This is a genomic window from Streptomyces barringtoniae (genome assembly GCF_020819595.1).
Classification (GTDB): Bacteria; Actinomycetota; Actinomycetes; order Streptomycetales; family Streptomycetaceae; genus Streptomyces; species Streptomyces barringtoniae.
The window spans coordinates 50023-74548 of record NZ_JAJHNP010000010.1; the positions used below are offsets into that span (position 1 = coordinate 50023).

Below are 24526 nucleotides of genomic sequence, written 5' to 3' on the forward strand. Positions count from 1 at the left end.
GTTTGTCAATCAGGTTCGGAGAGCTGGGGATAACGCGTGCCCGACAACCCGCAGACACAGAAGGAGCAGCCGCGCCGCCGGCAGGCCCGCGGGGAGCGCCGTATCGCCCAGTTGCTCGAAGCGGCCGCGCGGGTCTTCTGCACCACCGGCTACACCGCCGCCAGCACCAATGCCATCGCCCGCGAGGCCGGCGTCTCGCCCGGCACGCTCTACCAGTTCTTCCCGAACAAGGAGGCGATCGCGATCGAGCTGGGCGACCGGCTCGTCCACGAGCTGCGGGAGACCTACGGCGAGGCGCTGGCCCCCGTCGATCCCGCCACCCCGCTGGAGGAGGCCATCGGTTCCACCATCGACCGGTTCATGGCCTTCAACACCGAGCACCCGGTGTTCTTCGCGCTGATGCACGGCCCCGACATCCCGGGCCGGATGGCCGAGACGCACGACCAGCTGCACGCGACGCTGATCGGCCGGACCGAGGACCTGCTCACCACCCTCATGCCAGGCGCCACCCGGGCCGACGTCACCCGCACGGCGCACGTCTGCTTCGGCATCTACAAGTCCGGCCTCGAACTGGTCCTCGCCCACGAGGGCACCGAACGCGCGGCCTATGTCCAGGAGATCAAGAACGTCATGGTCCGCTACCTGCGACCACTGGTGGGCGACCGGCTCGGGTGAGGCCGGTCCGGGGAGCGGACCGGCCGCGAACGGAACCCACCCGAACTGCGCCCCCCGGCACATCTGCCTAGAGTGCGGATAGATCGCCTCGCCCAGCCGCTGTCCGAGGGGACCCCCGTGAGCCACTCCCCGCCTCCCGGCACGCCCAAGGCCCGTATCCCCGGCCCACAGCAGCCGCCACCGCCGTATCCCCGCATCGCCGCGGGCCTGTGGCGGCGGTGTCTGGGCGGGGGGCTCGCCCTGTGGGTGCTGATCACATGGGTGACGTACGAGACGCGGAACAGCACGCTGCTGCCGACGCCGATCCTGCTCGGCAGCTTTCTCGTACCGGTCGCCTTCGTGCTGTGGGCGTACGAACGGCACTGCCGTGACCTGGGCGTCAGCGCGATCCTCGGCTGCTTCCTGGCCGGCGGGACACTCGGCGTGCTCGGCGCCTCGCTGACGGAGTCGAACCTGCTGCAACCCTCGCCGGGGACGTTCGCCGGCGTCGGCCTGATCGAGGAGGCGGCCAAGCTCGCCGCGCTGGTGTTCGTGCTGCGCCGGCAGCCGGCCGTCCGCGGGCTGCGCGCCGGACTGGTGCTCGGCGCGGCCGTCGGCTGCGGCTTCGCCGCACTGGAGAGCGCCGGGTACGCCGTGAACGCAGCCCTCTCCAGCGCGGCCGTCTCCGCCGAGGGCGTCGATCTGCGCACCCTGCTGCAGGCGGAGCTGCCGCGCGGGCTGCTCGGCCCCTTCGGGCACGGACTGTGGACCGCGATCGCCGGCGGCGTCCTGCTGTCCCGGCGTCGCCTGAACGGGTACTTCCGCCTCTCCGCGCCGGTCGCCGGCACCTGCCTGGGCGTGGCCCTGCTGCACGCGCTGGGGGACGCCACGCACGGCGCCGCGCTCTGGTCGGTCGCCCGGCTGACCGGCACCGCACCCGAGGGACAGTTGTTCGCACCGGGGTACCTCGTCCGGCCGAGCGCCGCACAGGAACCCCTGTTCACGCTGTTCTCGGTCGGCGGACTGGCGCTGGTGGCCCTGGCCGGGGTCGGCTGGCTGCGGTCGCTGGCGCGCCGGGACCCTTCTTGGTGAGGTACCCCCTAGGGGTATAGTGTGGAGAGCGTGGGGTTCCCTCGCGGGCCCCACCGGCCCCACACGCCTCGACGAGGAGTAACGACATGACCGCCCACACCGACACCTCCGGCTCCGTCACCACCGTCTACAAGGTGACCGGCATGAGCTGCGGCCACTGCGAGGGCTCCGTCTCCGGCGAGATCTCCCGGATCCCGGGCGTCAGCTCGGTGAAGGCCGTCGCGTCCACCGGCGAGGTGACCGTGGTCTCCGAGGCCCCGCTGGACGACGAGGCCGTGCGCGCCGCCGTGGACGAGGCCGGCTTCGAGCTGGCCGGCAAGGCCTGATCACCCCTCCGCTCCCCCCAATTTTTCCGACCGGGCCGCGCCGACCAGCTGATACTGGCTCCGTACGGTCCGGTCCGATGTCTGGAGTCCGGACATGACCAGCACCACCGCAGAGACAGCCATAACCACGGCTCAGACCTCCGAAGCAGAGCTGCTCATCGGCGGGATGACCTGCGCCTCCTGTGCCGCCCGGGTGGAGAGGAAGCTCAACCGGATGGAGGGCGTCAGCGCCACCGTCAACTTCGCCACCGAGAAGGCGAAGGTCACGTACGGCGCGGGCGTCCAGGTCGCCGACCTGATCGCCACCGTGGAGAAGACGGGCTACACCGCCGAGGAGCCGGCACCGCCGGAGCCCGAGCCCGAGGCGGCCACCGGGGCCCCCGAGCAGGACCCCGAACTCGGCGCCCTGCGGCACCGCCTGCTCGTCTCCGCACTGCTCGCGGCGCCCGTGGTACTGCTCGCGATGGTCCCTTCGCTGCAGTTCGACAACTGGCAGTGGCTCTCCCTGACGCTCGCCGCGCCGGTCGTCGTCTGGGGCGGCGCCCCCTTCCACCGGGCCGCCTGGACCAACCTCCGGCACGGCGCGGCCACCATGGACACCCTGGTCTCGGTCGGCACGCTGGCCGCGTTCGGCTGGTCGCTGTGGGCGCTGTTCTTCGGCGACGCGGGCATGCCGGGCATGCACGGCGAGTTCCGCCTGACCGTCTCGCGCATGGACGGCGCCTCCACGATCTACCTGGAGGTCGCCGCCGGAGTGGTGGCGCTGATCCTGCTCGGCCGCTATCTGGAGGCCCGCTCCAAGCGGCGCGCGGGCGCGGCCCTGCGGGCGCTGATGGAGCTGGGCGCCAAGGACGTCGCCGTACTGCGGGACGGCCGTGAGGTGCGGGTTCCGGTGGCGGACCTGGCCGTGGGCGACCGGTTCGTCGTGCGGCCCGGCGAGAAGATCGCCACCGACGGCACGGTGGTCGAGGGCGTCTCCGCGGTGGACGCGGCCATGCTGACCGGCGAGTCGGTGCCGGTGGACGTCGGCCCGGGCGACCGGGTCACCGGCGCCACCGTCAACGCGGGCGGCCGGCTGGTCGTCGAGGCGGCCCGGGTGGGCGCCGACACCCAGCTCGCCCGGATGGCGAAGCTGGTGGAGGACGCACAGAACGGCAAGGCCGAGGTGCAGCGGCTCGCCGACCGGATCTCGGCGGTCTTCGTCCCGGTCGTCATCCTCGTCGCGCTCGGCACCTTCGGCGTCTGGCTGGGCGTCACCGGGGACACGGTCGCCGCGTTCACCGCGGCGGTCGCCGTCCTGATCATCGCCTGCCCCTGCGCGCTGGGCCTGGCCACGCCGACCGCGCTGATGGTCGGCACCGGCCGCGGCGCCCAGCTCGGCATCCTCATCAAGGGCCCCGAGGTACTGGAGTCCACCCGCCGCGTCGACACGGTCGTGCTGGACAAGACCGGCACCGTCACCACCGGCCGGATGACCCTCCAGGCGGTGTACGCCGCCGACGGCGAGGACGAGAAGGAGCTGCTGCGGCTCGCCGGCGCCCTGGAGCACGCCTCCGAGCACCCCGTCGCCCGCGCGATCGCCGCCGGCGCCGAGGAACGCGCCGGGGCGCTCCCGCCGGTGGAGCACTTCGAGAACGTGCCCGGACGGGGCGTACGCGGGCGCGTGGACGGCCGTGAGGTGGCCGTGGGGCGCCTGTACGAGGAGCTGCCGAAGGAGTTGGCCCGGGCGGCACGCGAGGCGGAGCAGGAGGGCCGTACGGCGGTCGTGGCCGGCTGGGACGGGCGGGCCCGCGGGGTCCTCGCCGTCGCCGACGCGATCAAGGAGACCAGCGCCGAGGCGGTACGCGAACTGCGCGCGCTGGGCCTGAGGCCGGTGCTGCTCACGGGGGACAACCGCACGGTCGCCGAGGCGGTCGCGAAGAGCGTCGGCATCGACTCCGGGGACGTGTTCGCAGAGGTGCTGCCCGAGGACAAGGTGGATGTCGTACGGCGGCTGCAGCGCGAGGGACGGGCCGTGGCGATGGTCGGCGATGGCGTGAACGACGCGGCCGCGCTGGCCACCGCCGACCTGGGCCTCGCCATGGGCACCGGAACGGACGCGGCGATCGAGGCCGGCGACCTGACCCTGGTGCGCGGCGACCTGCGGGTGGCCGCCGACGCGATCCGGCTGTCCCGGCGGACGCTGGCCACCATCAAGGGCAACTTGGTGTGGGCCTTCGGCTACAACGTGGCCGCGCTGCCCCTGGCCGCCGCCGGGCTGCTCAACCCGATGATCGCCGGCGCCGCGATGGCCTTCTCCTCGGTGTTCGTGGTGACCAACAGTCTGCGGCTGCGCCGCTTCCGCTGAAGTCCCGTGGGGTTACCGGCGGTTCGTCGCAGCCGAAGTAAGAGACCCCCTAGAGTCCTGCGCGAGCCTCACATAAGCTCTTCACAAGGCTCGCGCATCATCCTTACGCTTGGACCCCGATCGCCGTATCGGGGCTCTTGCGCACCTAAGGGACATATGCAAGAGACGCAGATCACAGTGATGCGAACGTAACCATCGAAGGGGTTCGAAGGTCTAAGTTGGCGATGTCAGACCAGCGTCTTGGGGGGCGCTGACTGGCATCTGGGGATGTCTTGGGGGACTTCCCCAGAAGTGCGTTGCCGGGGCACGCGCGCCGGGAAGCTTTGAGCGGCCCTCCCTGCGTGCGTTGTCCCGGCAGATCGCAGCGCGTCACTGGAGCAGGACGAGTTTTGCTCGTTCTGCTCGAAGACAGCGGTTCAGGCGCTGTCCTCTCCGAGCGCCCGGCCGGATCCCGTGGGGGGAATCCGCACCGGGACATGGGAAGGCGCCCTGGTCGTCGGCCCGTGGGGGGACCGGCGTCTCAGGGCGCCTTCCGCTTTTCGCCTGTCGCTACGACTTCCTTTACGGCGAGTCCGTCAGGCGCCAGGGATGCACATCGCACCCCAGGCGCCCGGAAGAAACGAACCCATACCCTCGGAACAAGGGGCACCACGCGGGATGGCGCCCCCGCCGGCAGGCGTCAGCGCTCCTCGACCGGCACGAAGTCGCGGAGCTCCACGCCCGTGTAGATCTGGCGCGGGCGGCCGATGCGGGAGCCCGGCTCCTTGATCATCTCGGTCCACTGGGCGATCCAGCCCGGCAGGCGGCCGAGGGCGAACAGGACCGTGAACATCTCGGTCGGGAAGCCCATGGCCCGGTAGATCAGGCCGGTGTAGAAGTCGACGTTCGGGTACAGCTTGCGCTCGACGAAGTAGTCGTCGGACAGCGCGTGCTCCTCCAGCTTCAGGGCGATGTCGAGGAGCTCGTCCTCCTTGCCCAGCGCGGAGAGCACGTCGTGCGCGGCGGCCTTGATGATCTTGGCGCGGGGGTCGAAGTTCTTGTAGACCCGGTGGCCGAAGCCCATCAGACGGACGCCGTCCTCCTTGTTCTTCACCTTGCGGATGAAGGTGTCGACGTCGGAGCCGGAGTCGCGGATGCCCTCGAGCATCTCCAGCACGGACTGGTTGGCACCGCCGTGCAGCGGGCCCCACAGCGCGCTGATGCCGGCCGAGATCGACGCGAACATGTTCGCCTGCGAAGAGCCGACCAGGCGGACCGTCGAGGTCGAGCAGTTCTGCTCGTGGTCGGCGTGCAGGATCAGCAGCTTGTCCAGCGCCGCGACGACGACCGGGTCCAGCTCGAACTCCTGCGCCGGGACCGAGAAGGTCATGCGCAGGAAGTTCTCGACGTAGCCGAGGTCGTTGCGCGGGTAGACGAACGGGTGGCCGATCGACTTCTTGTACGCGTACGCCGCGATCGTCGGCAGCTTCGCGAGCAGCCGGATCGTGGAGAGGTCGCGCTGCTTCTCGTCGAACGGGTTGTGGCTGTCCTGGTAGAAGGTGGACAGCGCCGAGACGACCGAGGACAGCATGGCCATCGGGTGGGCGTCTCGCGGGAAGCCCTTGTAGAAGTTCTTGACGTCCTCGTGCAGCAGGGTGTGCCGCGTGATGTCGTTCTTGAACGTCGAGAGCTCGTCGACGGTGGGCAGCTCGCCGTTGATCAGCAGGTACGCCACCTCGAGGAAGGTGGAGCGCTCGGCCAGCTGCTCGATGGGGTAGCCGCGGTAGCGGAGGATGCCCGCCTCGCCGTCGAGGTAGGTGACAGCGGATTTATAGGCGGCCGTGTTGCCGTACCCGCTGTCCAGAGTCACGAGACCGGTCTGGGCGCGGAGCTTCCCGATGTCGAAGCCCTTGTCGCCGACGGTGCTGTCGACCACCGGGTAGGTGTACTCGCCGTCGCCGTACCGCAGTACTACAGAGTTGTCGCTCACGTCTTCCCTCACCGACGTAGTGCCTCATCTTCGAGGTGCCCTGACTGTCTCTACCATCCCCCATTTGGCTCAGGAGAGTGCACTCGGGGTCGACCATTGGGCCTATTGGCGGCACTCAGTGCCGCCAACCTGTTCATCCTGCCCCCTTGTCTCCCCATCTGGAAGGTGTCTGTGACCTTCACGACTCATTTGATCGATCATTTTTCGTGATGGCCCTGATCAAGCCTGAAGTCGAGTGCCGTGCACCGCCGTCCGGCCGACACCGTGCGCACCGCCTGTCCGATCGCCTTGCGTGAACCGACGAGGACGACCAGCTGTTTGGCGCGGGTCACCGCCGTGTACAGCAGGTTCCGCTGGAGCATCATCCATGCCCCGGTCGTGACGGGGATCACCACAGCGGGATATTCACTTCCCTGTGAACGGTGGATGGTCACCGCGTACGCATGGGCCAGTTCGTCCAGTTCGTCGAATTCGTACGGAACCTCCTCGTCCTCGTCCGTGAGCACCGTGAGCCGCTGGTCGACCGGATCGAGCGAGGTGACGACACCCACGGTGCCGTTGAAGACACCGTTCTTCCCTTTCTCGTAATTGTTGCGAATCTGGGTGACCTTGTCGCCGACACGGAAGACCCGGCCGCCGAACCTCTTCTCGGGCAGATCGGGCCGGCCCGGGGTGATGGCCTGCTGGAGCAGCCCGTTGAGCACCCCGGCCCCCGCAGGTCCCCGGTGCATCGGCGCGAGGACCTGCACGTCCCGGCGCGGATCGAGCCCGAACCTGGCCGGGATCCGCCGGGCGGCGACGTCGACGGTGAGCCGCCCGGCCTCCTCGGTGTCGTCCTCGACGAACAGGAAGAAGTCCTTCATCCCGTCGGTGAGGGGATGCTGCCCCGCGTTGATCCGGTGCGCGTTGGTCACGACGCCGGACTGCTGGGCCTGCCGGAAGACCCGGGTGAGCCGGACGGCCGGGACGGGACCGCCGGCGGCGAGCAGGTCGCGCAGCACCTCGCCCGCGCCGACGCTGGGCAGCTGGTCGACGTCACCGACGAAGAGGAGATGGGCGCCCGGGGGCACGGCCTTGACCAGCTTGTTGGCGAGCAGGAGGTCGAGCATGGAGGCCTCGTCCACGACCACGAGATCGGCATCGAGCGGCCGATCCCGGTCGTAGGCGGCATCCCCACCGGGCTTCAGCTCCAGCAGCCGGTGCACGGTGGAGGCCTCGGCGCCGGTCAGCTCGGCGAGCCGCTTGGCCGCACGCCCGGTGGGGGCGGCGAGCAGCACCTTGGCCCGCTTGGCCCGGGCCAGCTCCACGATCGAGCGGACGGTGAAGGACTTGCCGCAGCCTGGCCCGCCGGTGAGGACGGCGACCTTCTCGGTGAGCGCGAGCTTGACGGCGGCTTCCTGCTCGGGGGCGAGCTCGGCGCCGGTGCGGCCCTTCAGCCAGCCGAGGGCCTTGTCCCAGTCGACGTCGTGGAACGCCGGCATCCGGTCCTGGTCCGTACGCAGAAGACGCAGCAACTGTGCGGAGAGGGAGATCTCGGCACGGTGGAAGGGGACGAGGTAGACGGCGGTGACGGGTTCGGCGTCGTCACCGTCCGGGCCGGGCACCTTCTCCCGTACGACACCGGGGTCGTCGCCGTCCTCCGGAGGTCCGGCCAGCTCGGCGAGGCACTCGATGACAAGCCCGGTGTCGACGGCGAGCAGCTTCACCGCGTCGGAGATCAGCCGCTCCTCCGGCAGGAAGCAGTGCCCTTGGTCGGCCGACTGGGACAGGGCGTACTGCAGACCGGCCTTGACCCTGTCCGGGCTGTCGTGCGGGATGCCGACGGACTGGGCGATCTTGTCGGCGGTCAGAAAGCCGATGCCCCAGACGTCGGCGGCGAGGCGGTAGGGGTGGTTCTTCACGACGGAGATCGACGCGTCCCCGTACTTCTTGTAGATCCGCACGGCGATGGACGTCGACACCTCGACGGTCTGGAGGAAGAGCATGACCTCCTTGATCGCCTTCTGCTCCTCCCAGGCGTCGGCGATCTTCTTGGTCCGCTTGGGACCGAGGCCGGGGACCTCGATGAGCCGCTTGGGCTCCTCCTCGATGATCCGGAGGGTGTCGAGCCCGAAGTGCTGGGTGATCCGGTCGGCGAAGACCGGCCCGATCCCCTTGACCAGCCCCGACCCGAGGTAACGCCGGATGCCCTGGACGGTGGCGGGCAGGACCGTCGTGTAGTTCTCGACGTGGAACTGCTTGCCGTACTGGGGATGGGACCCCCAGCGCCCCTCCATCCGCAGCGACTCCCCGACCTGGGCGCCGAGCAGCGCGCCGACCACCGTGAGGAGGTCGCCGGCGCCTCTTCCCGTGTCGACCCGGGCGACCGTGTAGCCGTTCTCCTCATTGGCGTACGTGATGCGCTCCAGCACGCCTTCGAGTACGGCGAGCCGCCGCTCGCCGGTCTGGGTCCCCGCCTGTTGAGCCATGATGCGACGGTACCGGTGGGGTGTGACAGCGTCCTCGAAGGTCCGTTTCGACGGTACCCCGGACGGGCTGACGGCGGTGGAGAACGGCACGCTGTACGCATCGGTCGCCAAGCAGCCGTCACAGTTGGAAGGACGAGCCGGCCTGGCGTCCCTCAGGGCACTCAGCGGAATCAGGGGGTCAACTGATGTACGACTACGACCTGTTGGTCGTGGGTTCGGCCAACGCCGACCTGGTGATCGACGTCGAGCGGCGGCCGGCCGCCGGCGAGACGGTGCTCGGCGGCGACCTGGCCGTCCACCCGGGCGGCAAGGGCGCCAACCAGGCGGTCGCCGCCGCCCGGCTCGGCGCGGGTACGGCCCTGCTGGCCCAGGTCGGCGACGACGGCCACGGCCGGCTGCTGCTGGACTCCCTGCACGCGGCCGGCGTCGACACGGTCGGCGTGCTGGTGGGCGGGGCGCCGACGGGCGTGGCGCTGATCACCGTGGACCCCTCCGGGGACAACAGCATCGTGGTGTCGCCCGGCGCCAACGCCCGGCTCACCCCGGCGGACGTCCGGGCGGCGGTCAGCCTGTTCCTCGCCTCGCGGGTGGTGTCGGCGCAGCTGGAGATCCCGCTGGAGACGGTCGTGGAGGTCGTACGGAACCTGTCCCCGGACAACCGCTTCGTGCTGAACCCGTCCCCGCCGCGGCCCCTGCCCACCGAGGTGCTCGCGGTCTGCGATCCGCTGATCGTCAACGAGCACGAGGCCCGGGTGATCCTCGGCGAGGCCTGTGTGAGCGAGGACCCGGCGGACTGGGCGCGGCTGCTGCTGGCCAAGGGTCCGCGCTCGGTGGTGGTGACACTGGGCGCGCAGGGGGCGCTGGTGTGTGACGACTCCGGCGTGACACGGGTGGCGCCGGTGAAGGTCGAGCCGGTGGACACGACCGGTGCCGGGGACGCGTTCACGGCGGCGCTCGCCTGGAGGCTCGGGACGGGCGCGGACCTGCCGGAGGCGGCGGCGTACGCGGCCCTGGTCGGGGCCGCGGCCGTGACGAAGCGGGGTGCGCAGCAGTCGTATCCGACGGCGGAGGAGGCCGAGGCGCTGCGCCGTGCCATCCCGGGGGACGCAGCATCCGGCCGGGCAGGAGAGTCGCGGCGAGGTGATGCGTAGTCCGAAGCCGTCTTCCGAGGCCCGTACGACTTCGAGGGGGCGGCCCCGGTCCGTCGACCGGGGCCGCCCCCTCGGCTTTCCCCTCCGTACCAGAACCCCGTGAATCCCCCCCGGGTCCCCTCCCCGGGTTCTGATGACAGGTACGACACTCGGAACCCGGGGAGGGTTGCACGCGTTCTCAAGATTTTTTGAGCACGTGTTCCACGAACCGCTCAGCCGTCTGCGCCAGCACCTCCCGGCCGTCCCGGGCCCACAGCTCCTCGTTGAAGAGTTCGACCTCGATGGGGCCGGTGTAGCCGGCGGCCTCCACGTGGCCCCGCCACGCGCGCATGTCGATCGCGCCGTCGCCGATCTGGCCCCGGCCGTTGAGGACGCCCTCGGGCAGCGGAGTGATCCAGTCGGCGAGCTGGAAGGTGTGGATGCGGCCCGCCGCGCCCGCGCGGGCGATCTGCGCCGGGGCCTGGTCGTCCCACCAGACGTGGTACGTGTCCACCGTCACCCCGACCTGGTGCGCGGGGAAGCGCTCGGCCAGGTCCAGTGCCTGGGCCAGCGTCGACACCACGCAGCGGTCGGCGGCGTACATGGGGTGCAGGGGCTCGACGGCCAGGCGGACACCGTGGTCCTCGGCGTGCGGCGCGAGTTCGGCGAGGGCGTCCGCGATGCGTTCGCGGGCCGCCCGCAGGTCCTTGCTGCCGGGCGGCAGGCCGCCGCAGACCAGGACCAGGGTGTCCGTACCGAGGGTCGCCGCCTCCTCGATCGCCCGCCGGTTGTCGTCCAGGGCGCGGGAACGCTCCGCCGGGTCGGTCGCCGTGAGGAAGCCGCCCCGGCACAGGGTCGTCACCGACAGGCCCGCCTCCCGGATCAGCTTCGCCGTCTCCGCGACGCCGTACTGCCGGACCGGCTCCCGCCACAGGCCCACCCGGCCGACACCCAACTGGGCGCACGCGTCCGCGAGTTCCGGCAACGACAGCTGCTTCACCGTCATCTGGTTGATGCTGAAGCGCGAGAGATCTGTCATGGGGTCACCCCGTACAGCGACAGCAGGTTCTTCATGCGTTCCTCGGCGAGCTCGGGGTCGGGGAAGAGGCCGAGGCCGTCGGCGAGTTCGTAGGCGCGGGCCAGGTGCGGCAGGGAGCGGGCCGACTGCAGGCCGCCGACCATCGTGAAGTGGGACTGGTGGCCCGCGAGCCAGGCCAGGAGGACCACGCCCGTCTTGTAGAAGCGGGTCGGGGTCCGGAAGAGGTGGCGGGACAGTTCCACCGTGGGGTCCAGCAGGCTCCGGAAGCCGGCCGTGTCGCCCGTGTCCAGGACCCGTACCGCCTCGGCCGCCAGCGGGCCCAGCGGGTCGAAGATGCCGAGCAGGGCGTGGCTGAAGCCCTGATCGTCGCCCGCGATCAGCTCGGGGTAGTGGAAGTCGTCGCCGGTGTAGCAGCGCACGCCGCGAGGCAGCCGGCGGCGCAGGTCGATCTCCCGCTGCGCGTCCAGCAACGACACCTTGACGCCGTCCACCTTGTCCGGGTGCGCGGCGATGACCTCCAGGAACGTCTCCGTCGCCGCGTCCGGGCCCGCCGAGCCCCAGTAGCCCTCCAGCGCCGGGTCGAACATGGGGCCCAGCCAGTGCAGGATCACCGGCTCGGCGGACTGGTGCAGCAGATGGCCGTAGACGTCCAGGTAGTCCTCGGGGCCGTGAGCCGTGGCGGCCAGCGCGCGCGAGGCCATCAGGATCGGCTGGGCGCCCGACTCCTCGACGACCGCGAGCTGCTCCTCGTAGGCCGCGCGGATCTCCGCCAGGGAACCGCCCGTGATCTGGTCGGTGCCCACCCCACAGACGATCCGGCCGCCCGCCGACCGTGCCTCGGCCGCGCTCCGGCGGATCAGCTCGGCCGCGCCCGCCCAGTCCAGGCCCATGCCGCGCTGGGCGGTGTCCATCGCCTCGGCGACACCGAGCCCGTGGGACCACAGGTGGCGGCGGAAGGCGAGGGTGGCGTCCCAGTCGACGGCGGCGGGCGAGTCGGGGGACACCTCCGCGTACGGGTCGGCCACGACGTGCGCCGCCGAGAAGACCGTACGGGAGGTGAAGGGGGTGCCCGGCGAGACGCGCAACGGCTCGGTGCGGGGTTCGTACGTCCGCAACGAACGGTCCGCCGAAGGAAGTCGGATGGTCACAGCGCGATCTCCGGCACGTCGATGCGGCGGCCCTCGGCGGAGGACTTCAGGCCCAGTTCGGCGAGTTGGACGCCGCGGGCGCCGGCGAGCAGGTCCCAGTGGTACGGGGTGTCGGCGTGGACGTGCCTGAGGAACAGCTCCCACTGGGCCTTGAAGCCGTTGTCGAAGTCCCCGTTGTCCGGGACTTCCTGCCACTGCTCGCGGAAGACCTCGGTGGCCGGGACGTCCGGGTTCCAGACCGGCTTGGGGGTCGCCGACCGGTGCTGCACCCGGCAGTTCCTGAGTCCCGCCACCGCCGAGCCCTCGGTGCCGTCGACCTGGAACTCGACCAGTTCGTCGCGGTTGACGCGCACGGCCCACGAGGAGTTGATCTGGGCGATCGCGCCGCCCTCCAGCTCGAAGATGCCGTAGGCCGCGTCGTCCGCCGTCGCGTCGTAGGGCTTGCCCTGTTCGTCCCAGCGCTGCGGGATGTGGGTGGTGGCGAGGGCCTGGACGGACTTCACGCGGCCGAACAGCTCGTGCAGGACGTATTCCCAGTGCGGGAACATGTCGACGACGATGCCACCGCCGTCCTCGGCGCGGTAGTTCCAGGAGGGGCGCTGGGCGGGCTGCCAGTCGCCCTCGAACACCCAGTAGCCGAACTCGCCCCGGACGGAGAGGATCCGGCCGAAGAAGCCGCCGTCGATGAGCCGCTTCAGCTTCAGCAGGCCCGGCAGGAAGATCTTGTCCTGGACCACGCCGTGCTTGACGCCCTTGGCGTGGGCGAGGCGGGCCAGTGCGAGGGCGCCGTCCAGGCCGGTCGCCGTCGGCTTCTCGGTGTAGATGTGCTTTCCGGCGGCGATCGCCTTCCTGACGGCCTCCTCGCGGGCCGAGGTGACCTGGGAGTCGAAGTAGATGGCGACGCTGTCGTCCGCGAGGACCGCCTCCACGTCCGTCGACACGTGCTCCAGGCCGTGGCGGTCGGCGATCTCCCGCAGGGCGTGCTCGCGGCGGCCGAGCAGGATCGGCTCCGGCCACAGCACGGTGCCGTCGTCGAGGCCGAGGCCGCCCTGGTCGCGCAGGGCGAGGATCGACCGGACGAGGTGCTGGCGGTAGCCCATGCGCCCGGTCACGCCGTTCATGGCGATACGCACCGTCTTGCGTGTCACGTCTGTCCCCTCTGTCAACACCGGCAGCAAGCGCTTTCTATCCCGAGAAGCTAGCCTCTGCACGGTGGTCCGTACAAGACCGTGTCCCCTTCGAGTTGTTCGAGGGGGCGAACAACCGAGGGCCATGGCTTTATGGTCTGCTCGACGGATTCTCGGAACCAGCAGCGAGACCTGGCTGTCTACGAGGGCGTACGACACGATGCGCGACCGGAGGACGACGACATGACGGTGACCCTGGCGGATGTTGCGGCCCGCGCCCAGGTCTCACCCGCGACGGTGTCGCGCGTGCTGAACGGCAACTACCCGGTGGCCGCCTCCACGCGCGAGCGGGTGCTGCGGGCGGTGGACGAACTGGACTACGTCCTCAACGGCCCGGCGAGCGCCCTCGCCGCGGCCACCTCCGACCTGGTCGGCATCCTCGTCAACGACATCGCCGACCCCTTCTTCGGAATCATGGCGAGCGCGATCCAGGCCGAGATAGGGGGCGTCGGCGGCGGCCGGGCGGGCGGTGAGCGGCTCGCGGTGGTCTGCAACACGGGCGGCTCACCGGAGCGTGAGCTGACGTACCTGACCCTGCTCCAGCGGCAGCGGGCGGCAGCCGTGGTGCTGACCGGCGGAGCCGTGGAGGACGCGCCGCACGCGGCCGCGGTCGCGGCGAAGCTGCGCAAGCTCGCCGAGGCCGGGACCCGGGTGGTGCTGTGCGGCCGGCCGCCGGCGCCCGACACCGGTGCCGTCGCGCTCACCTTCGACAACCGGGGCGGCGCGCGCCGGCTCACCGAGCACCTGCTCGGTCTGGGCCACCGCCGCCTCGGCTACATCGCAGGCCCCGAGGAGCGTACGACGACCCGGCACCGGCTGGAGGGCCACCGGGCGGCGCTGGCGGCGGCGCAGGTCGAGGAGGACCCTCGCTGGACGGTGCACGGCCCTTACGACCGGCAGTCCGGGTACGAGGCGACGCTGGAGCTGCTGCGCCGTGATCCCTCACTGACCGCCGTGGTCGCCGCGAACGACTCCGTCGCGCTGGGAGCGTGCGCGGCGCTGCGGGAGTCGGGCTTGCGGATCCCCGAGGACGTGTCGGTCGCCGGGTTCGACGATCTGCCGTTCAGTGTGGACGCGGTGCCCGCGCTGACGACCGTGCGGTTGCCGCTCGCGGAGGCCGGGGCGCGGGCCGGGCGTATCGCCATGGGGCGGGAGGAGCCGCCGCCGGGCGCCATCGCTGTGATCCGGGGGGAGTTGATGGTGCGGGGGTCTTCGGGGGTGCCCCGCGTTTGAGCGGCCGCAGGGGGTTTCCCGCCCGCTCACCCGTTCACTGACCGCCGGGAAGTGAACGGCCCAGAGCCGGCAGTGGTCCCTCGCCCCTCCTGCGGTCCTGGTACCAGCGCTTTCCGGTGTCGTAGGCCCGGCGGGCCCTGCGTACGGCGGAGATCTGCGTGGCGAGGTGGACCTGGTAGCGCCAGGGGGTCTGGTTGCCCTGGCGTACCGCCATGGCGTAGGAGAAGGAGACCGGGTCGCGGTCCAGGTAGTCGTCGAGCTGCTCGAACCAGGCCATGCTGGAGCGCGCTCCGGCCTGTACGCCGTGCATCTCGGCGCGGCGGTGCTGGTCGTACTCGCGCAGCGCCACCCGCGGATCCGGGAACTGCGAGAGGCTGTGGGCCAGCACGATCGCGTCGATCATCGCGAGCCGGGTTCCGGACCCCAGCGTGAAGTGGGTGGTGTGCGCGGCGTCGCCGGCCAGGACGACGTTTCCGTCGACCCACGTCCGGTTGCTCAGGTGCTGGAACCGCTGCCACTTCGCCGGCTCGCCGCGTGACCTGCTGATCAGGGAGTGACCGTCGAGCGCGCGGTGGAAGATCTTCTCCAGCAGCGGGACGGCGTCCTCGGGTTCGAGCGAGTCGAGGCCGAGGCCCTGCCAGGTCTGCGGAGAGCACTCCACGATGCAGGTGCTGATCCTCCCCTTGATCGAGGGGTAGGCGTGGAACCAGATCCAGCCCGCGGGGGTCTCCTCGAAGTCGAAGACGAAGCTGTCGAACTGCTGGTCCGTGCCGAGCCAGATGTAGGGGTTGCGGCCGGTCTCCACCTTGGTGCCGAAGCGCTCGGCGCGGCTCTGCCGGATGCGGCTGCCGGCGCCGTCCGCGGCGACGATCAGGTCGGCCTCGGGCAGGTCGGTGGGGTCGGCGAGCTTCTCGTGCCGGACCTCGACGCCGAGCGCTCGTGCGCGGCGGGTCAGGACGTCCAGCAGGGCCGCCCGGCCCATGCTGTAGCCGTAGCCGCCGAAGTACGCCGTGCCGTCGTGCCGGCTGCCGTGGACGCGGATCTCCTGGTCCTGCCAGAGCACGGAACCGGCGCTCACCGCCCGCGCGCTCTCGGGGTCGTTGCGGTGCAGGATGTCCAGCAGATCGTTCCAGTACACGACACCCCAGCCGTACGTCGCCTCCGGCGGGTCGCGCTCGATCACGGTGATCTCGTGACCGGCGTCCCGCAGCTTCGCGGAGATCGAGAAGTACAGCCCGGCCGGGCCTCCACCCACGCAGACGATCCTCATCCGGTACCTCCATAGTCACGATCACACCGGCACATCACTTCCGCCACGGCTTCCGGCATATGGATCCGGGTGCCCGTGGGGTCGGGCACCCGGATCCACCCTTGGTTTGTCAGGGGGTGTCGGTCAGTGCTGGTGCTCAGCAGCCTCCCCAGCCGCCCCAGCCCCAGCCGCCCCAGCCCCAGCCGCCGCCGCCCCAGCCCCAGCCCCAGCCCCAGCCCCAGCCCCAGCCGCCGCCGCCCCAGCCCCAGCCGCCGCCGTCGCCCCAGCCCCAGCCGCCGCCCCAGCCCCAGCCGCCGCCATCGTTGTGGTAGGCGACGACGTGCGCGGGAGCAGAGGTGGTGGTGGCAGCCTGGGCCGCTCCGACTCCGGCCCCGATGGCCAGGATCGGCGCCGAGCAGACCGCTATGGCCACTCTCTTCATACGGGTGGTGTGTGCGCGCATGATCATGCCCCTCTCCGGAGGGTGTAATGGATTGTCCGGCGGCCTCGGGGGCCGTCCGCATGTGCGCTCCAGAGCCTGCGCGTCGTCGCTCTGTGCGCCGCCCGTCGCCCGCGACAGGCGCTTCGACGGCGGGCCGTCACTTCCCGGATAAAACGGGCATAAGCGACGTTTCCCCTTCAACGTACGACGAGATTGCGGCGCCGTCAAAAGCAGGACTCGGTACCGAGCTAAAGAACAGGCAAAGGAAGCGGACCCCGGTCCGGACAGTCAACACCCGTGCACCGCAAGTGATTTCGTACGCCGCCGAGCCGGACCGTGGACGCGGACGGGCGGCGGGCCTAGGCTCTGAACGACGATATCTCTGACTGAGTCAAACATCCGGGGGCGATCATGACCGTCCAGGACGTCCGCGCCTTCAACCGCTTCTACACGGGCGTCATCGGCGCCCTCGACTACGGCCGCCATCTCTACGCCCCGTACACCCTCACGGAATCCCGTGTGCTGTACGAACTCGCCCAGGTCCCGCACCTGGACGCGGTCGACCTGCGCACCCTGCTCGCCCTCGACGCCGGGTATCTGAGCCGGATCCTGAACAGGTTCGAGGACGCCGGGCTGATCGAGCGCGGGCCCTCGCAGAGCGATCCGCGCCGGCGGCGGGTACGGCTCACCGCACGGGGGCGCGAGGCCGCCGCCCTGCTCGACGAGCGGGCCCGGGAGACGGTCGGGACCATGCTCGACACCGTGGCCCCGGCCGACCGGCCACGGCTGGCGGAGGCCATGCGGACCATCCGGGACATCCTCGGCGAGGACGGGGGCCCCTCCGGCGAGGCCGTGCTGCGCGAGCCCCGCCCCGGCGACCTCGGCTGGATCGTGCAGCGCAACGCGGCCCTGTACGCGGCCGAGTACGGCTGGAACGCCGACTACGAGGGCCTGGTCGCCCGGATCGTCGCCGACTTCGCCGAGGACCACGACCCGCACCTGGAGCGGGTCTGGATCGCCGAACGGGCGGGGCGCCCGGTGGGCTGTGTGATGTGCGTACGGGACGAAGCGCCCGGTACCGCCCGGCTGCGGCTGCTGCTCGTCGAGCCGGAGGCGCGCGGGCACGGCATCGGCGACCGGCTGGTGCGGGCCGTGATCGACTTCGCGCGCGGGGTCGGCTACCGCGACCTGGTGCTGTGGACCAACGACGTACTCGGCGGCGCCCGCCGGATCTACCAGCGGCACGGGTTCGTCCTCGTCGCGGAGAAACCGCACCGCTCCTTCGGCAAGGATCTCGTGGGCCAGGACTGGCGACTGGATCTGTACGAATCGGACGAATGACGGGTCACGCACCGGGCGGATGACGAGTAGTGTCCGGCTCATGAAGCTGGCGTTCTCCACTCTCGGTGTCCCCGGCCTGCCCGTCCCTGAGGTCCTGGCGCTCGCGACCGCGCACGGCTACCACGGCGTCGAACTGCGCGCCCACCCGGAGGAGCCGGTCCATCCCGGCCTCTCCCCCGCCGAACGCGCCACAACGGCGAACCTGTTCAAGGAGGCCGGGGTCGAGGTGCTGGGCCTCGGCGGGTACGCGCGGGTCGCCGCGCCCGGTGACGACGCACCCGTACTGGCGGAGATCCGGGACCTCCTCCACCTCGCCCACGACCTCGGCGCGCCCTACGTCCGGGTCTTCCCCGGCGCCGACCCCGACCGCCCCCTGGAGGAGTCCGACGCCCTGGCCGCCCGGCGGCTCGGCACCGCCGCGGAGGACGCCGCCGCGCTGGGGGTGCGGATCCTGCTGGAGACGCACGACTCGCATCGCACCGGCGCCGACGCGATCCGGGTGCTGGGCCCGGTCGGACACCGGCAGGTGGGTGCGCTGTGGGACGTCATGCACACCTGGCTGGGCGGCGAGCAGCCCGCCGACACGTACGCGGCGCTCGCCCCGCATCTCGGGTACGTGCAGGTCAAGGACATCGTGTCGGCGCAGGACACCACGCCGGTACCGCTCGGCGCGGGCGTGCTTCCGCTCACCGAGTGCGTGGATGTGCTGTGCCGACGCGGGTGGGACGGGTGGTTGTGCTGGGAGTACGAGAAGCGGTGGTACGAGGCTGCCGCCCCGCTTCCGGGGCTGCTCGGTGCCGGGCGGGAGCATGTGCTGCGCTTGCTGGGCGAGGCCGCCTAGCACGGGGCACCGGCCGTCCCCGTTAATTCGCTCGCCGGTGCCGCGGGGCCCGGTTAGCCTCCCCCGGTGATTCAGGGCTCGCTCATCGACGTACGGCCGCTTCGTGCCTCGCCCCTCTTCCGGCGACTGCTGGTCGGGCGGAGCGTGTCCACGCTCGGTGGGTTCATGACCATGGTGACGGTCATGTACCAGGTGTGGGACGTGACCCGCAGCACCGCGTGGACCGGTGCCGTCGGGCTCGCGCAGGCGCTGCCGCTGGTGGTGTTCGGGCTGTTCGCGGGCGCCCGGGTGGACCGGGCGGACCGGCGGCGGATCTTCCTGACGGCGACCGTGGGCCAGGCCGCCTGTTCGGTGCTGCTGGCCGTGCAGGGCTTCACCGGGCATGTCCCGGTCGCGGCCGTGCTCACGCTGGTCGCCGCCCAGTCGGCGTTCGGTGCGCTCGGCGCCCCGGCGGCCGGGGTCTTCGTGCCGCGTCTGCTGCCGAAGGACCAGGTGGCCGCCGGTCTGGCCCTGAACCAGATCACCGGCCAGTCGATGATGCTGCTCGGACCGGCCCTGGCCGGTGTGCTGCTGGGCTGGCTGGGCATCGGCACCTGCTACCTGCTGGACGCCCTCAGCTTCGGCGTCGCCTTCTACGGCGCCTTCGGGCTGCCCGCGCTGCCGCCGCAGGGCGAGCCGTCGCGGGCGGGTGTGCACGGGGTGCTGGACGGGCTGCGGTTCCTGGGCGGGCACCCGGTGGTGCGGGGCGCGCTGATCACCGACCTCGCCGCGACCGTGCTGTCCTTCCCGGTGAGCCTGTTCCCGCTGGTCAACGCCGAGCGGTTCGGCGACGACCCGCGCACGCTCGGCCTGTTCCTGTCGGCCCTGGCGGTGGGCGGCGTCACGGCCACCGCGCTGTCGGGCGCGGTGACCCGGCTCGGCCGGCCGGGTCCGGTCATGCTGGGCGCGGCGGCCGTCTGGGGTGCCGCGCTGGTGCTCTTCGGGCTGACGACCAACCCCTGGGTGGGCCTCGCCCTGCTCGCCGTCGCGGGCGCCGGGGACGCCACCTCCGTCGTCTCCCGGTCCACGATCGTGCAGACCCGCACCCCGGACGCGCTGCTCGGCCGGGTCACGGCGGCCGAGCAGATCGTCGGCCAGGCGGGACCCAGCCTCGGCAACGTGCGCGGCGGTCTGGTCGCCGGCTGGACCGGCGGCGCGACCTCGCTGATCACCGGCGGCCTGCTGTGTCTGCTGGCCGTGGGCGCGGTCGCCGCGACGACACCGGAGCTGCGGGATGGGGCACCGGTGCCGGCCGACGGGGCCGCCGGGGTGCCGGAGGTGCCATGAGCGGGGCGCCGCCGGCCGGGCCGCACACCTGAGCCGCTCGACTCCTCCGGCTGGTGCGCGACTTCGCGGAGTTCCAGCCGCTGCTCAGAGCCGTCTCGCGCAGCCCACCGGCTCGGCCCCGCCCAACTGGACGTACAGCGCCGTCGATGCCGGGCAGTCCCGGCGGGTCGGCGTCGCCTCACTGATCCGGTACTGCGGCCGGTGTGCGCCGGAGCCGTCGCACGGTGTCTCGCGGACCTGGCCCTTGCCGGAGTCGTACACGCAGTCGCCGGGGATCGTGCGGGGGCCGCCCCCGCCGCCGGGGTCGCCGGGGTGCGGGGCCTCCAGGTTGCGCATGCAGGCGTAGCCCTGGGGGATCGCGCCGTCGCCGTCCTCGTCGGCGGCCGCGGACCGGGCGCTGATGTGCAGCACGAAGTCGGTCGTCGCCGGGCACAGGGGGCCGTCGGTGGCCGCGCCGTCGTAGCGGGCGACGACCCTGGCCGCCGCCCGCTCGCTCGCGCAGGGCACCTCGGTGAAGCTGGTCGTGCCGAAGGAGCTGCACTCGCCGACCCCGAGGAACTCGGCGCCGTAGCCGCCGGTCGTGGCCGGGGTGGGCCGGGCGTCGCCGACGGGGGTGCCCGCCGTACCCCGGCAGCCGGTCAGCAGGGCGGCCGGCAGCAGGCAGGCCAGGCACACGGCCGTCACGGCACCTTTCCCACGCATGGCAACCCCCCTGACACCCCGGTCCAGCGTGGCCCCCTGGGGCGCGGCCACGCCAGACATGTGGGAGGTTTTCCCCCTGTTGGGGGTATTGCGCCCGTTGTGTGGCGTACGGCTAGTACGTCAGCCCGTGCCCGATCGGGTACAGCACCTGCGTGGGGTCGTCGGCCCGCTGCACCGGCACCGGCAGCCTGCCCCGCGGGGCCACGTGTCCGGCGATCACCTTCGCGGCGGCGCGCACTTCGACGTCCGTCCAGCCGTAGGAGGCCAGGCAGGCCCTGACGGACGGGAACTGCGCCACGTCGTAGGGGTTGCGGACGGCGAGGGCCGCCAGGGGCCTGCCCGTGGACAGGAGTTGTTGCACCAGCGTGCGTTGTGCGCTGCCCGCCGTCACGTTGTAGGTCGCGACGACCACCGCGTCCGCGTCCTGCGCGGCCTTGACCGCCTGGGCGATGGCCGCGGCGGACGGTGCAGTGCCGGTGGACAGGGCGGTGGCGGTGAAGCCCAGCCCGGTGAGGGCGGCGGCCAGTACGCCGGTGGGCGGGCCGTCGGTGCCCGAGGGGGAGGCCGGGTCGGCGCCGACGACCAGGAGGCGGGGCTCGGTGCGCGGGGAGAAGGGGAGGGTGTGGTCCTCGTTGACCAGGAGGGTCGTGGTGCGTTCGGCGATCCGGTCGGCGGCGGCCAGGTGCGCCTCGGTCCCCACCGTGCGGTCGACGCCGCCGGGACGGCCGCCGCGCGTGTCGTCGAAGAGGCCGAGCCGGGCCTTCAGGCGCAGGATGCGCAGGATCGATTCGTCGAGGCGGGCCTCGGTCAGCTCGCCGTCCTGGACGGCCTTCAGCACGGCGTTCCAGGCCACATCGAGGGACGGCGGGTTGAGCAGCTGGTCCACGCCGGCCTTCAGCGCGAGCACCGGCACCCGGTCGTCGCCGTACTTGGTGCGGACGCCCTCCATGCCGAGGGAGTCGGTGATCACGACCCCGTCGTAGCCGAGTTCGCCGCGCAGGATGCCGGAGAGGATCGGGTGGGAGAGGGTGGCCGGGTCGCCGGAGTCGTCCAGCGCCGGGAACTGGATGTGCGCGGTCATGATGCAGTCGATGCCTGCGGCGACCGCGGCCCGGAAGGGGACGGCGTCCAGCTTCTCCCACAACTCCCGGCTGTGCGTGATGACCGGGAAGCCGGTGTGGCTGTCGGTGGCGGTGTCGCCGTGCCCGGGGAAGTGCTTGGCGGTCGCCGCGACCCGGGAGGCCTGATAGCCCTTCACCTCGGCGGCCACCAGCGCGGCGACCGCGTCCGGGTCGGCGCCGAAGGACCGTACGCCGATGACCGGGTTGGCCGGGTTGACGTTGACATCGGCGTCCGGGGAGTAGTCCTGGTTGATGCCCATCGCGCGCAGCTCGGCGCCGGAGATCCGGCCGAGGGTGTGCGCGTCGGCGCGGGAGCCGGCCGCGCCGAGGGCCATGGCGCCGGGGAAGAGGGTGGCGGGCTTGCCGACCCGGCACACCGCGCCGTGCTCCTGGTCGGTGGCGATGAGCACGGGCAGGCCGCGCGGCTGGTCCAGGGAGGCCTTCTGGATGCCGTCGGAGAGGCCGGCGATCTGGTGCGGGTCGCGGGTGTTGTGGGCCCAGGTGAAGTAGATGATCCCGCCGACGCGGTACCTGGCGATCAGCTCGGCGGCCGTGCGGACGCCGATCTCCTTGAGGTTGGCGTCGATGTCGGCCTGGTCGGGGGCGGTGGCGGAGTGGCCGTAGACCCGCATCACGAAGAGCTGGCCGACCTTCTCCTGAAGCGTCATCCGGGAGACCAGGGCACGCAGCCGGCGGTCGTCGCCGGGCGTTGCGGCGCGGGCGGCCGTCGGTACGGTCAGCGCGGCGGTGAGGCCCGCGGTCGCGGCGAGGACGGCGCGTCTGGAGGGTCTTGCGATGCTTCCGGTGCGTCCTGTGCTTCTCGTGCTGGTGTCGTCGCTTCCCGTGCTGGTGTCGGGCACGTGCGCTCCTTCCAGAGGAGAACCGCTGAAGGAAACTTCCGAGGAGTCACCAATATCCAGGAAGTTTCTTTCCGTCAAGGGACTGCACAGTACCCGCCGACGGGGCCGCCACCGGCGCAGGAGAGGGGGGCGCGCCGGTGGCGGCGGGCGGCCGGCCGTGCCGCGGCGAAGAGGGTGGGTCGGCGCCCGCGGCCAGTCGCGAGGGGCCGACACCACGGCACGGAGGACTCGTCCGGCAACCCGCGCGTTGGACGAGCCGGGCACGCGCCGGGTTCCCCCGGCCCGGCCGAGCGCCCACCTCCTGGACGGCCATGACCGGAGTGCGGACGAACGAGCCATCATGCGGCCATGCCCGCAGTCGACATCCCCGGTTCCAAGTCCATCACCGCCCGCGCCCTGTTCCTCGCGGCCGCCGCCGACGGCGTCAGCACGCTCCTGCGGCCGCTGCGCTCCGACGACACCGAGGGCTTCGCCGAGGGCCTGGCCCGGCTCGGCTACCGGGTGGGCCGTACTCCGGACGCCTGGCAGGTGGACGGCCGCCCGCAGGGGCCGGGGCTCGCCGAGGCCGACGTCCACTGCCGTGACGGCGCCACGACCGCCCGCTTCCTGCCCGTCCTGGCCGCCGCCGGGCACGGCACCTACCGCTTCGACGCCTCCCCGCAGATGCGCCGCCGCCCCCTCGGACCGCTCACCCGCGCCCTGCGCGACCTCGGCGTCGACCTGCGGCACGAGGAGGCCGAGGGCCACCATCCGCTCACCGTCCGGGCGGCCGGTGTCGAGGGCGGCGAGGTCGTGCTGGACGCCGGCCAGTCCTCCCAGTACCTGACCGCGCTGCTCCTGCTGGGCCCGCTCACCCGCACCGGCCTCAGAATCCGGGTGACCGACCTGGTCTCGGCGCCGTACGTGGAGATCACACTCGCGATGATGCGCGCCTTCGGCGTGGAGGTCGCCCGGGACGGAGAGGTGTACGACGTCCCGGCCGGCGGGTACCGGGCCACCGCCTACGCCGTCGAACCCGACGCCTCCACCGCGAGCTACTTCTTCGCCGCGGCCGCCGTCACACCCGGCCGCGAGGTGACCGTGCCCGGTCTCGGCACCGGCGCGCTCCAGGGCGACCTGCGTTTCGTGGAGGTGCTGCGCCGGATGGGCGCCGAGGTGGAGCTCGCGGCGGACCGGACGACCGTACGCGGCACGGGAGTTCTGCGCGGTCTCACCGTGAACATGCGGGACATCTCCGACACCATGCCGACGCTGGCGGCGATCGCGCCGTTCGCCTCCGGCCCGGTGCGCGTCGAGGACGTGGCCAACACCCGGGTGAAGGAGTGCGACCGGCTTCAGGCCTGCGCGGACAATCTGCGCGGCCTCGGCGTGCCGGTGGCGACCGGCCCCGACTGGATCGAGATCCGGCCGGGCACGCCCGCGCCCGGCACCGGGATCAGGACCTTCGGGGACCACCGCATCGTGATGTCCTTCGCGGTGACCGGCCTGCGCACCCCCGGCCTGACGTACGACGATCCCGGCTGCGTCCGCAAGACGTTCCCGGGGTTCCACGAGGCGTTCGCGCGGCTCCCGGAAGCGAGCTGACCGGGCCGGCCGTCAGCAGAAGATCCACCCCGAGCTGACCGACCCCCGTGACCCCACCGCGCCCTTGACCCACACGCAGCGGTGGCCGGCGTAGACCGTCACCGGCCCCGCGTGGTGCCGGTAGCTGCCCGTGTCCACGACCGGGCGGGTGCCGCGGGCCTGGACGCTGACGGACATCGTCTGCGCGGGGCCCGGGTGCCGGGCGACGGTGACGGCACAGACGTACCCGTCGCGCTTGTAGACGTGGGTGACCCCACTGCTGAACGGCAGGGTCCGCACCTCGCGCCCGGCGCAGCCGCCGGCCGTGCTCGCCTGGGCGGTGCCGGACGTCACGAGCGCCAGCACCCCGCTCGCGGCCAGCATGGCCGTACCGAGCGCCAGACGCCTGCCTATCCCACTACTGTCCACTGTCGTCCTCCCCGTACCACGGTCGTACTCCCCCTGTAGCCGTACTGATGTACGGACGC

20 protein-coding genes are annotated in these 24526 nt (G+C 71.9%); 10 read left to right on the forward strand and 10 right to left on the reverse strand.

Annotated elements, in window-relative coordinates; genetic code table 11:
- Nucleotides 1–36: 36 nt before the first annotated feature.
- The 4 genes from LMU33_RS19440 to LMU33_RS19455 all read left to right on the forward strand — a co-directional run bounded on the left by LMU33_RS19440 (nt 37) and on the right by LMU33_RS19455 (nt 4419).
- A complete protein-coding gene (locus LMU33_RS19440; protein ID WP_228621755.1) occupies nt 37–675 on the forward strand; it encodes a TetR/AcrR family transcriptional regulator in 639 nt (212 codons plus the stop codon).
- A 117-nt stretch (nt 676–792) separates the two neighbouring features.
- Nucleotides 793–1746: a PrsW family intramembrane metalloprotease gene (locus LMU33_RS19445; RefSeq protein WP_228621756.1), complete on the forward strand. Its 954-nt coding sequence runs from the start codon at nt 793–795 to the stop codon at nt 1744–1746.
- Between the two features lie 86 nt (nt 1747–1832).
- Nucleotides 1833–2072, forward strand: a complete 240-nt coding sequence (locus LMU33_RS19450) for a heavy-metal-associated domain-containing protein (protein WP_228621757.1) — start codon at nt 1833–1835, stop codon at nt 2070–2072.
- Nucleotides 2073–2166: 94 nt separating this feature from the next.
- A complete protein-coding gene (locus LMU33_RS19455; RefSeq protein WP_228621758.1) occupies nt 2167–4419 on the forward strand; it encodes a heavy metal translocating P-type ATPase in 2253 nt (750 codons plus the stop codon).
- Between the two features lie 679 nt (nt 4420–5098).
- On the opposite strand, the gene LMU33_RS19460 is transcribed toward LMU33_RS19455, so the two are convergent.
- Nucleotides 5099–6388, reverse strand: a complete 1290-nt coding sequence (locus tag LMU33_RS19460; RefSeq protein ID WP_208900767.1) for a citrate synthase — start codon at nt 6386–6388, stop codon at nt 5099–5101.
- 197 nt (nt 6389–6585) lie between these two features.
- Entirely contained in the window at nt 6586–8856 is a 2271-nt protein-coding gene (gene recD2, locus LMU33_RS19465) for an SF1B family DNA helicase RecD2 (RefSeq protein ID WP_228621759.1), read from the reverse strand.
- Between the two features lie 185 nt (nt 8857–9041).
- Here recD2 and LMU33_RS19470 point away from each other — a divergent pair, with 185 nt between their 5' ends.
- Nucleotides 9042–10007 carry a ribokinase gene (locus LMU33_RS19470; RefSeq protein ID WP_228621760.1) on the forward strand — a complete coding sequence of 322 codons (966 nt, stop codon included), beginning with the start codon at nt 9042–9044 and terminating at the stop codon, nt 10005–10007.
- 178 nt (nt 10008–10185) lie between these two features.
- Here the strand turns inward: LMU33_RS19470 and LMU33_RS19475 are convergent, their stop codons facing one another.
- From LMU33_RS19475 to LMU33_RS19485, 3 genes are read right to left on the reverse strand one after another with little or no spacing between them, the layout of a single operon-like run.
- Complete coding sequence (locus LMU33_RS19475; RefSeq protein WP_228621761.1) at nt 10186–11025, reverse strand: sugar phosphate isomerase/epimerase family protein; 840 nt, start codon at nt 11023–11025, stop codon at nt 10186–10188.
- Nucleotides 11022–12173 carry a dihydrodipicolinate synthase family protein gene (locus LMU33_RS19480; protein ID WP_228621762.1) on the reverse strand — a complete coding sequence of 384 codons (1152 nt, stop codon included), beginning with the start codon at nt 12171–12173 and terminating at the stop codon, nt 11022–11024. The genes LMU33_RS19475 and LMU33_RS19480 overlap by 4 nt, the downstream gene beginning before the upstream one ends.
- Nucleotides 12170–13321 carry a Gfo/Idh/MocA family protein gene (locus LMU33_RS19485; RefSeq protein ID WP_228621763.1) on the reverse strand — a complete coding sequence of 384 codons (1152 nt, stop codon included), beginning with the start codon at nt 13319–13321 and terminating at the stop codon, nt 12170–12172. Before LMU33_RS19485 ends, LMU33_RS19480 begins: the two co-directional genes overlap by 4 nt.
- Nucleotides 13322–13543: 222 nt before the next feature.
- Between LMU33_RS19485 and LMU33_RS19490 the strand changes: the two genes are divergently transcribed.
- Nucleotides 13544–14593: a LacI family DNA-binding transcriptional regulator gene (locus tag LMU33_RS19490; protein ID WP_228621764.1), complete on the forward strand. Its 1050-nt coding sequence runs from the start codon at nt 13544–13546 to the stop codon at nt 14591–14593.
- A gap of 34 nt (nt 14594–14627) precedes the next feature.
- On the opposite strand, the gene LMU33_RS19495 is transcribed toward LMU33_RS19490, so the two are convergent.
- On the reverse strand, nt 14628–15863 hold the full coding sequence (locus tag LMU33_RS19495) for an FAD-dependent monooxygenase (protein ID WP_228621765.1): 1236 nt from the start codon (nt 15861–15863) through the stop codon (nt 14628–14630).
- A gap of 136 nt (nt 15864–15999) precedes the next feature.
- A complete protein-coding gene (locus LMU33_RS19500; RefSeq protein ID WP_228621766.1) occupies nt 16000–16305 on the reverse strand; it encodes a hypothetical protein in 306 nt (101 codons plus the stop codon).
- 390 nt (nt 16306–16695) lie between these two features.
- Here LMU33_RS19500 and LMU33_RS19505 point away from each other — a divergent pair, with 390 nt between their 5' ends.
- The 3 genes from LMU33_RS19505 to LMU33_RS19515 all read left to right on the forward strand — a co-directional run bounded on the left by LMU33_RS19505 (nt 16696) and on the right by LMU33_RS19515 (nt 19792).
- Nucleotides 16696–17625, forward strand: a complete 930-nt coding sequence (locus LMU33_RS19505; protein ID WP_228621767.1) for a bifunctional helix-turn-helix transcriptional regulator/GNAT family N-acetyltransferase — start codon at nt 16696–16698, stop codon at nt 17623–17625.
- Nucleotides 17626–17665: 40 nt separating this feature from the next.
- Nucleotides 17666–18466, forward strand: coding sequence for a sugar phosphate isomerase/epimerase family protein (locus LMU33_RS19510; protein ID WP_228621768.1), 801 nt, complete (start codon nt 17666–17668; stop codon nt 18464–18466).
- A 66-nt stretch (nt 18467–18532) separates the two neighbouring features.
- Entirely contained in the window at nt 18533–19792 is a 1260-nt protein-coding gene (locus tag LMU33_RS19515) for an MFS transporter (RefSeq protein ID WP_372478014.1), read from the forward strand.
- An 84-nt stretch (nt 19793–19876) separates the two neighbouring features.
- Here the strand turns inward: LMU33_RS19515 and LMU33_RS19520 are convergent, their stop codons facing one another.
- Together LMU33_RS19520 and LMU33_RS19525 are read right to left on the reverse strand one after the other, a co-directional pair.
- Nucleotides 19877–20494 (reverse strand): hypothetical protein, encoded by a 618-nt coding sequence (locus LMU33_RS19520; RefSeq protein ID WP_228621769.1) that lies wholly within the window; start codon nt 20492–20494, stop codon nt 19877–19879.
- Nucleotides 20495–20606: 112 nt separating this feature from the next.
- Nucleotides 20607–22475, reverse strand: a complete 1869-nt coding sequence (locus LMU33_RS19525) for a glycoside hydrolase family 3 protein (RefSeq protein WP_372478015.1) — start codon at nt 22473–22475, stop codon at nt 20607–20609.
- A 348-nt stretch (nt 22476–22823) separates the two neighbouring features.
- On the opposite strand from LMU33_RS19525, the gene aroA reads away from it, so the two are divergent.
- A complete protein-coding gene (gene aroA, locus LMU33_RS19530) occupies nt 22824–24059 on the forward strand; it encodes a 3-phosphoshikimate 1-carboxyvinyltransferase (protein WP_228621770.1) in 1236 nt (411 codons plus the stop codon).
- A 12-nt stretch (nt 24060–24071) separates the two neighbouring features.
- On the opposite strand, the gene LMU33_RS19535 is transcribed toward aroA, so the two are convergent.
- Complete coding sequence (locus tag LMU33_RS19535; protein WP_228621771.1) at nt 24072–24467, reverse strand: hypothetical protein; 396 nt, start codon at nt 24465–24467, stop codon at nt 24072–24074.
- Nucleotides 24468–24526 lie beyond the last annotated feature (59 nt).

What these genes read in the sequence shown, in the direction of transcription:
- LMU33_RS19450 (WP_228621757.1), top strand. Translation starts at nt 1,833, where the DNA reads ATGACCGCCCACACCGACACCTCCGGCTCCGTCACCACCGTCTACAAG.
- LMU33_RS19455 (WP_228621758.1), top strand. Translation starts at nt 2,167, where the DNA reads ATGACCAGCACCACCGCAGAGACAGCCATAACCACGGCTCAGACCTCC.
- recD2 (WP_228621759.1), bottom strand. Translation starts at nt 8,856, where the DNA reads ATGGCTCAACAGGCGGGGACCCAGACCGGCGAGCGGCGGCTCGCCGTA.
- LMU33_RS19470 (WP_228621760.1), top strand. Translation starts at nt 9,042, where the DNA reads ATGTACGACTACGACCTGTTGGTCGTGGGTTCGGCCAACGCCGACCTG.
- LMU33_RS19475 (WP_228621761.1), bottom strand. Translation starts at nt 11,025, where the DNA reads ATGACAGATCTCTCGCGCTTCAGCATCAACCAGATGACGGTGAAGCAG.
- LMU33_RS19490 (WP_228621764.1), top strand. Translation starts at nt 13,544, where the DNA reads ATGACGGTGACCCTGGCGGATGTTGCGGCCCGCGCCCAGGTCTCACCC.
- LMU33_RS19495 (WP_228621765.1), bottom strand. Translation starts at nt 15,863, where the DNA reads ATGAGGATCGTCTGCGTGGGTGGAGGCCCGGCCGGGCTGTACTTCTCG.
- LMU33_RS19500 (WP_228621766.1), bottom strand. Translation starts at nt 16,305, where the DNA reads ATGCGCGCACACACCACCCGTATGAAGAGAGTGGCCATAGCGGTCTGC.
- LMU33_RS19505 (WP_228621767.1), top strand. Translation starts at nt 16,696, where the DNA reads ATGACCGTCCAGGACGTCCGCGCCTTCAACCGCTTCTACACGGGCGTC.
- LMU33_RS19510 (WP_228621768.1), top strand. Translation starts at nt 17,666, where the DNA reads ATGAAGCTGGCGTTCTCCACTCTCGGTGTCCCCGGCCTGCCCGTCCCT.
- LMU33_RS19520 (WP_228621769.1), bottom strand. Translation starts at nt 20,494, where the DNA reads ATGCGTGGGAAAGGTGCCGTGACGGCCGTGTGCCTGGCCTGCCTGCTG.
- aroA (WP_228621770.1), top strand. Translation starts at nt 22,824, where the DNA reads ATGCCCGCAGTCGACATCCCCGGTTCCAAGTCCATCACCGCCCGCGCC.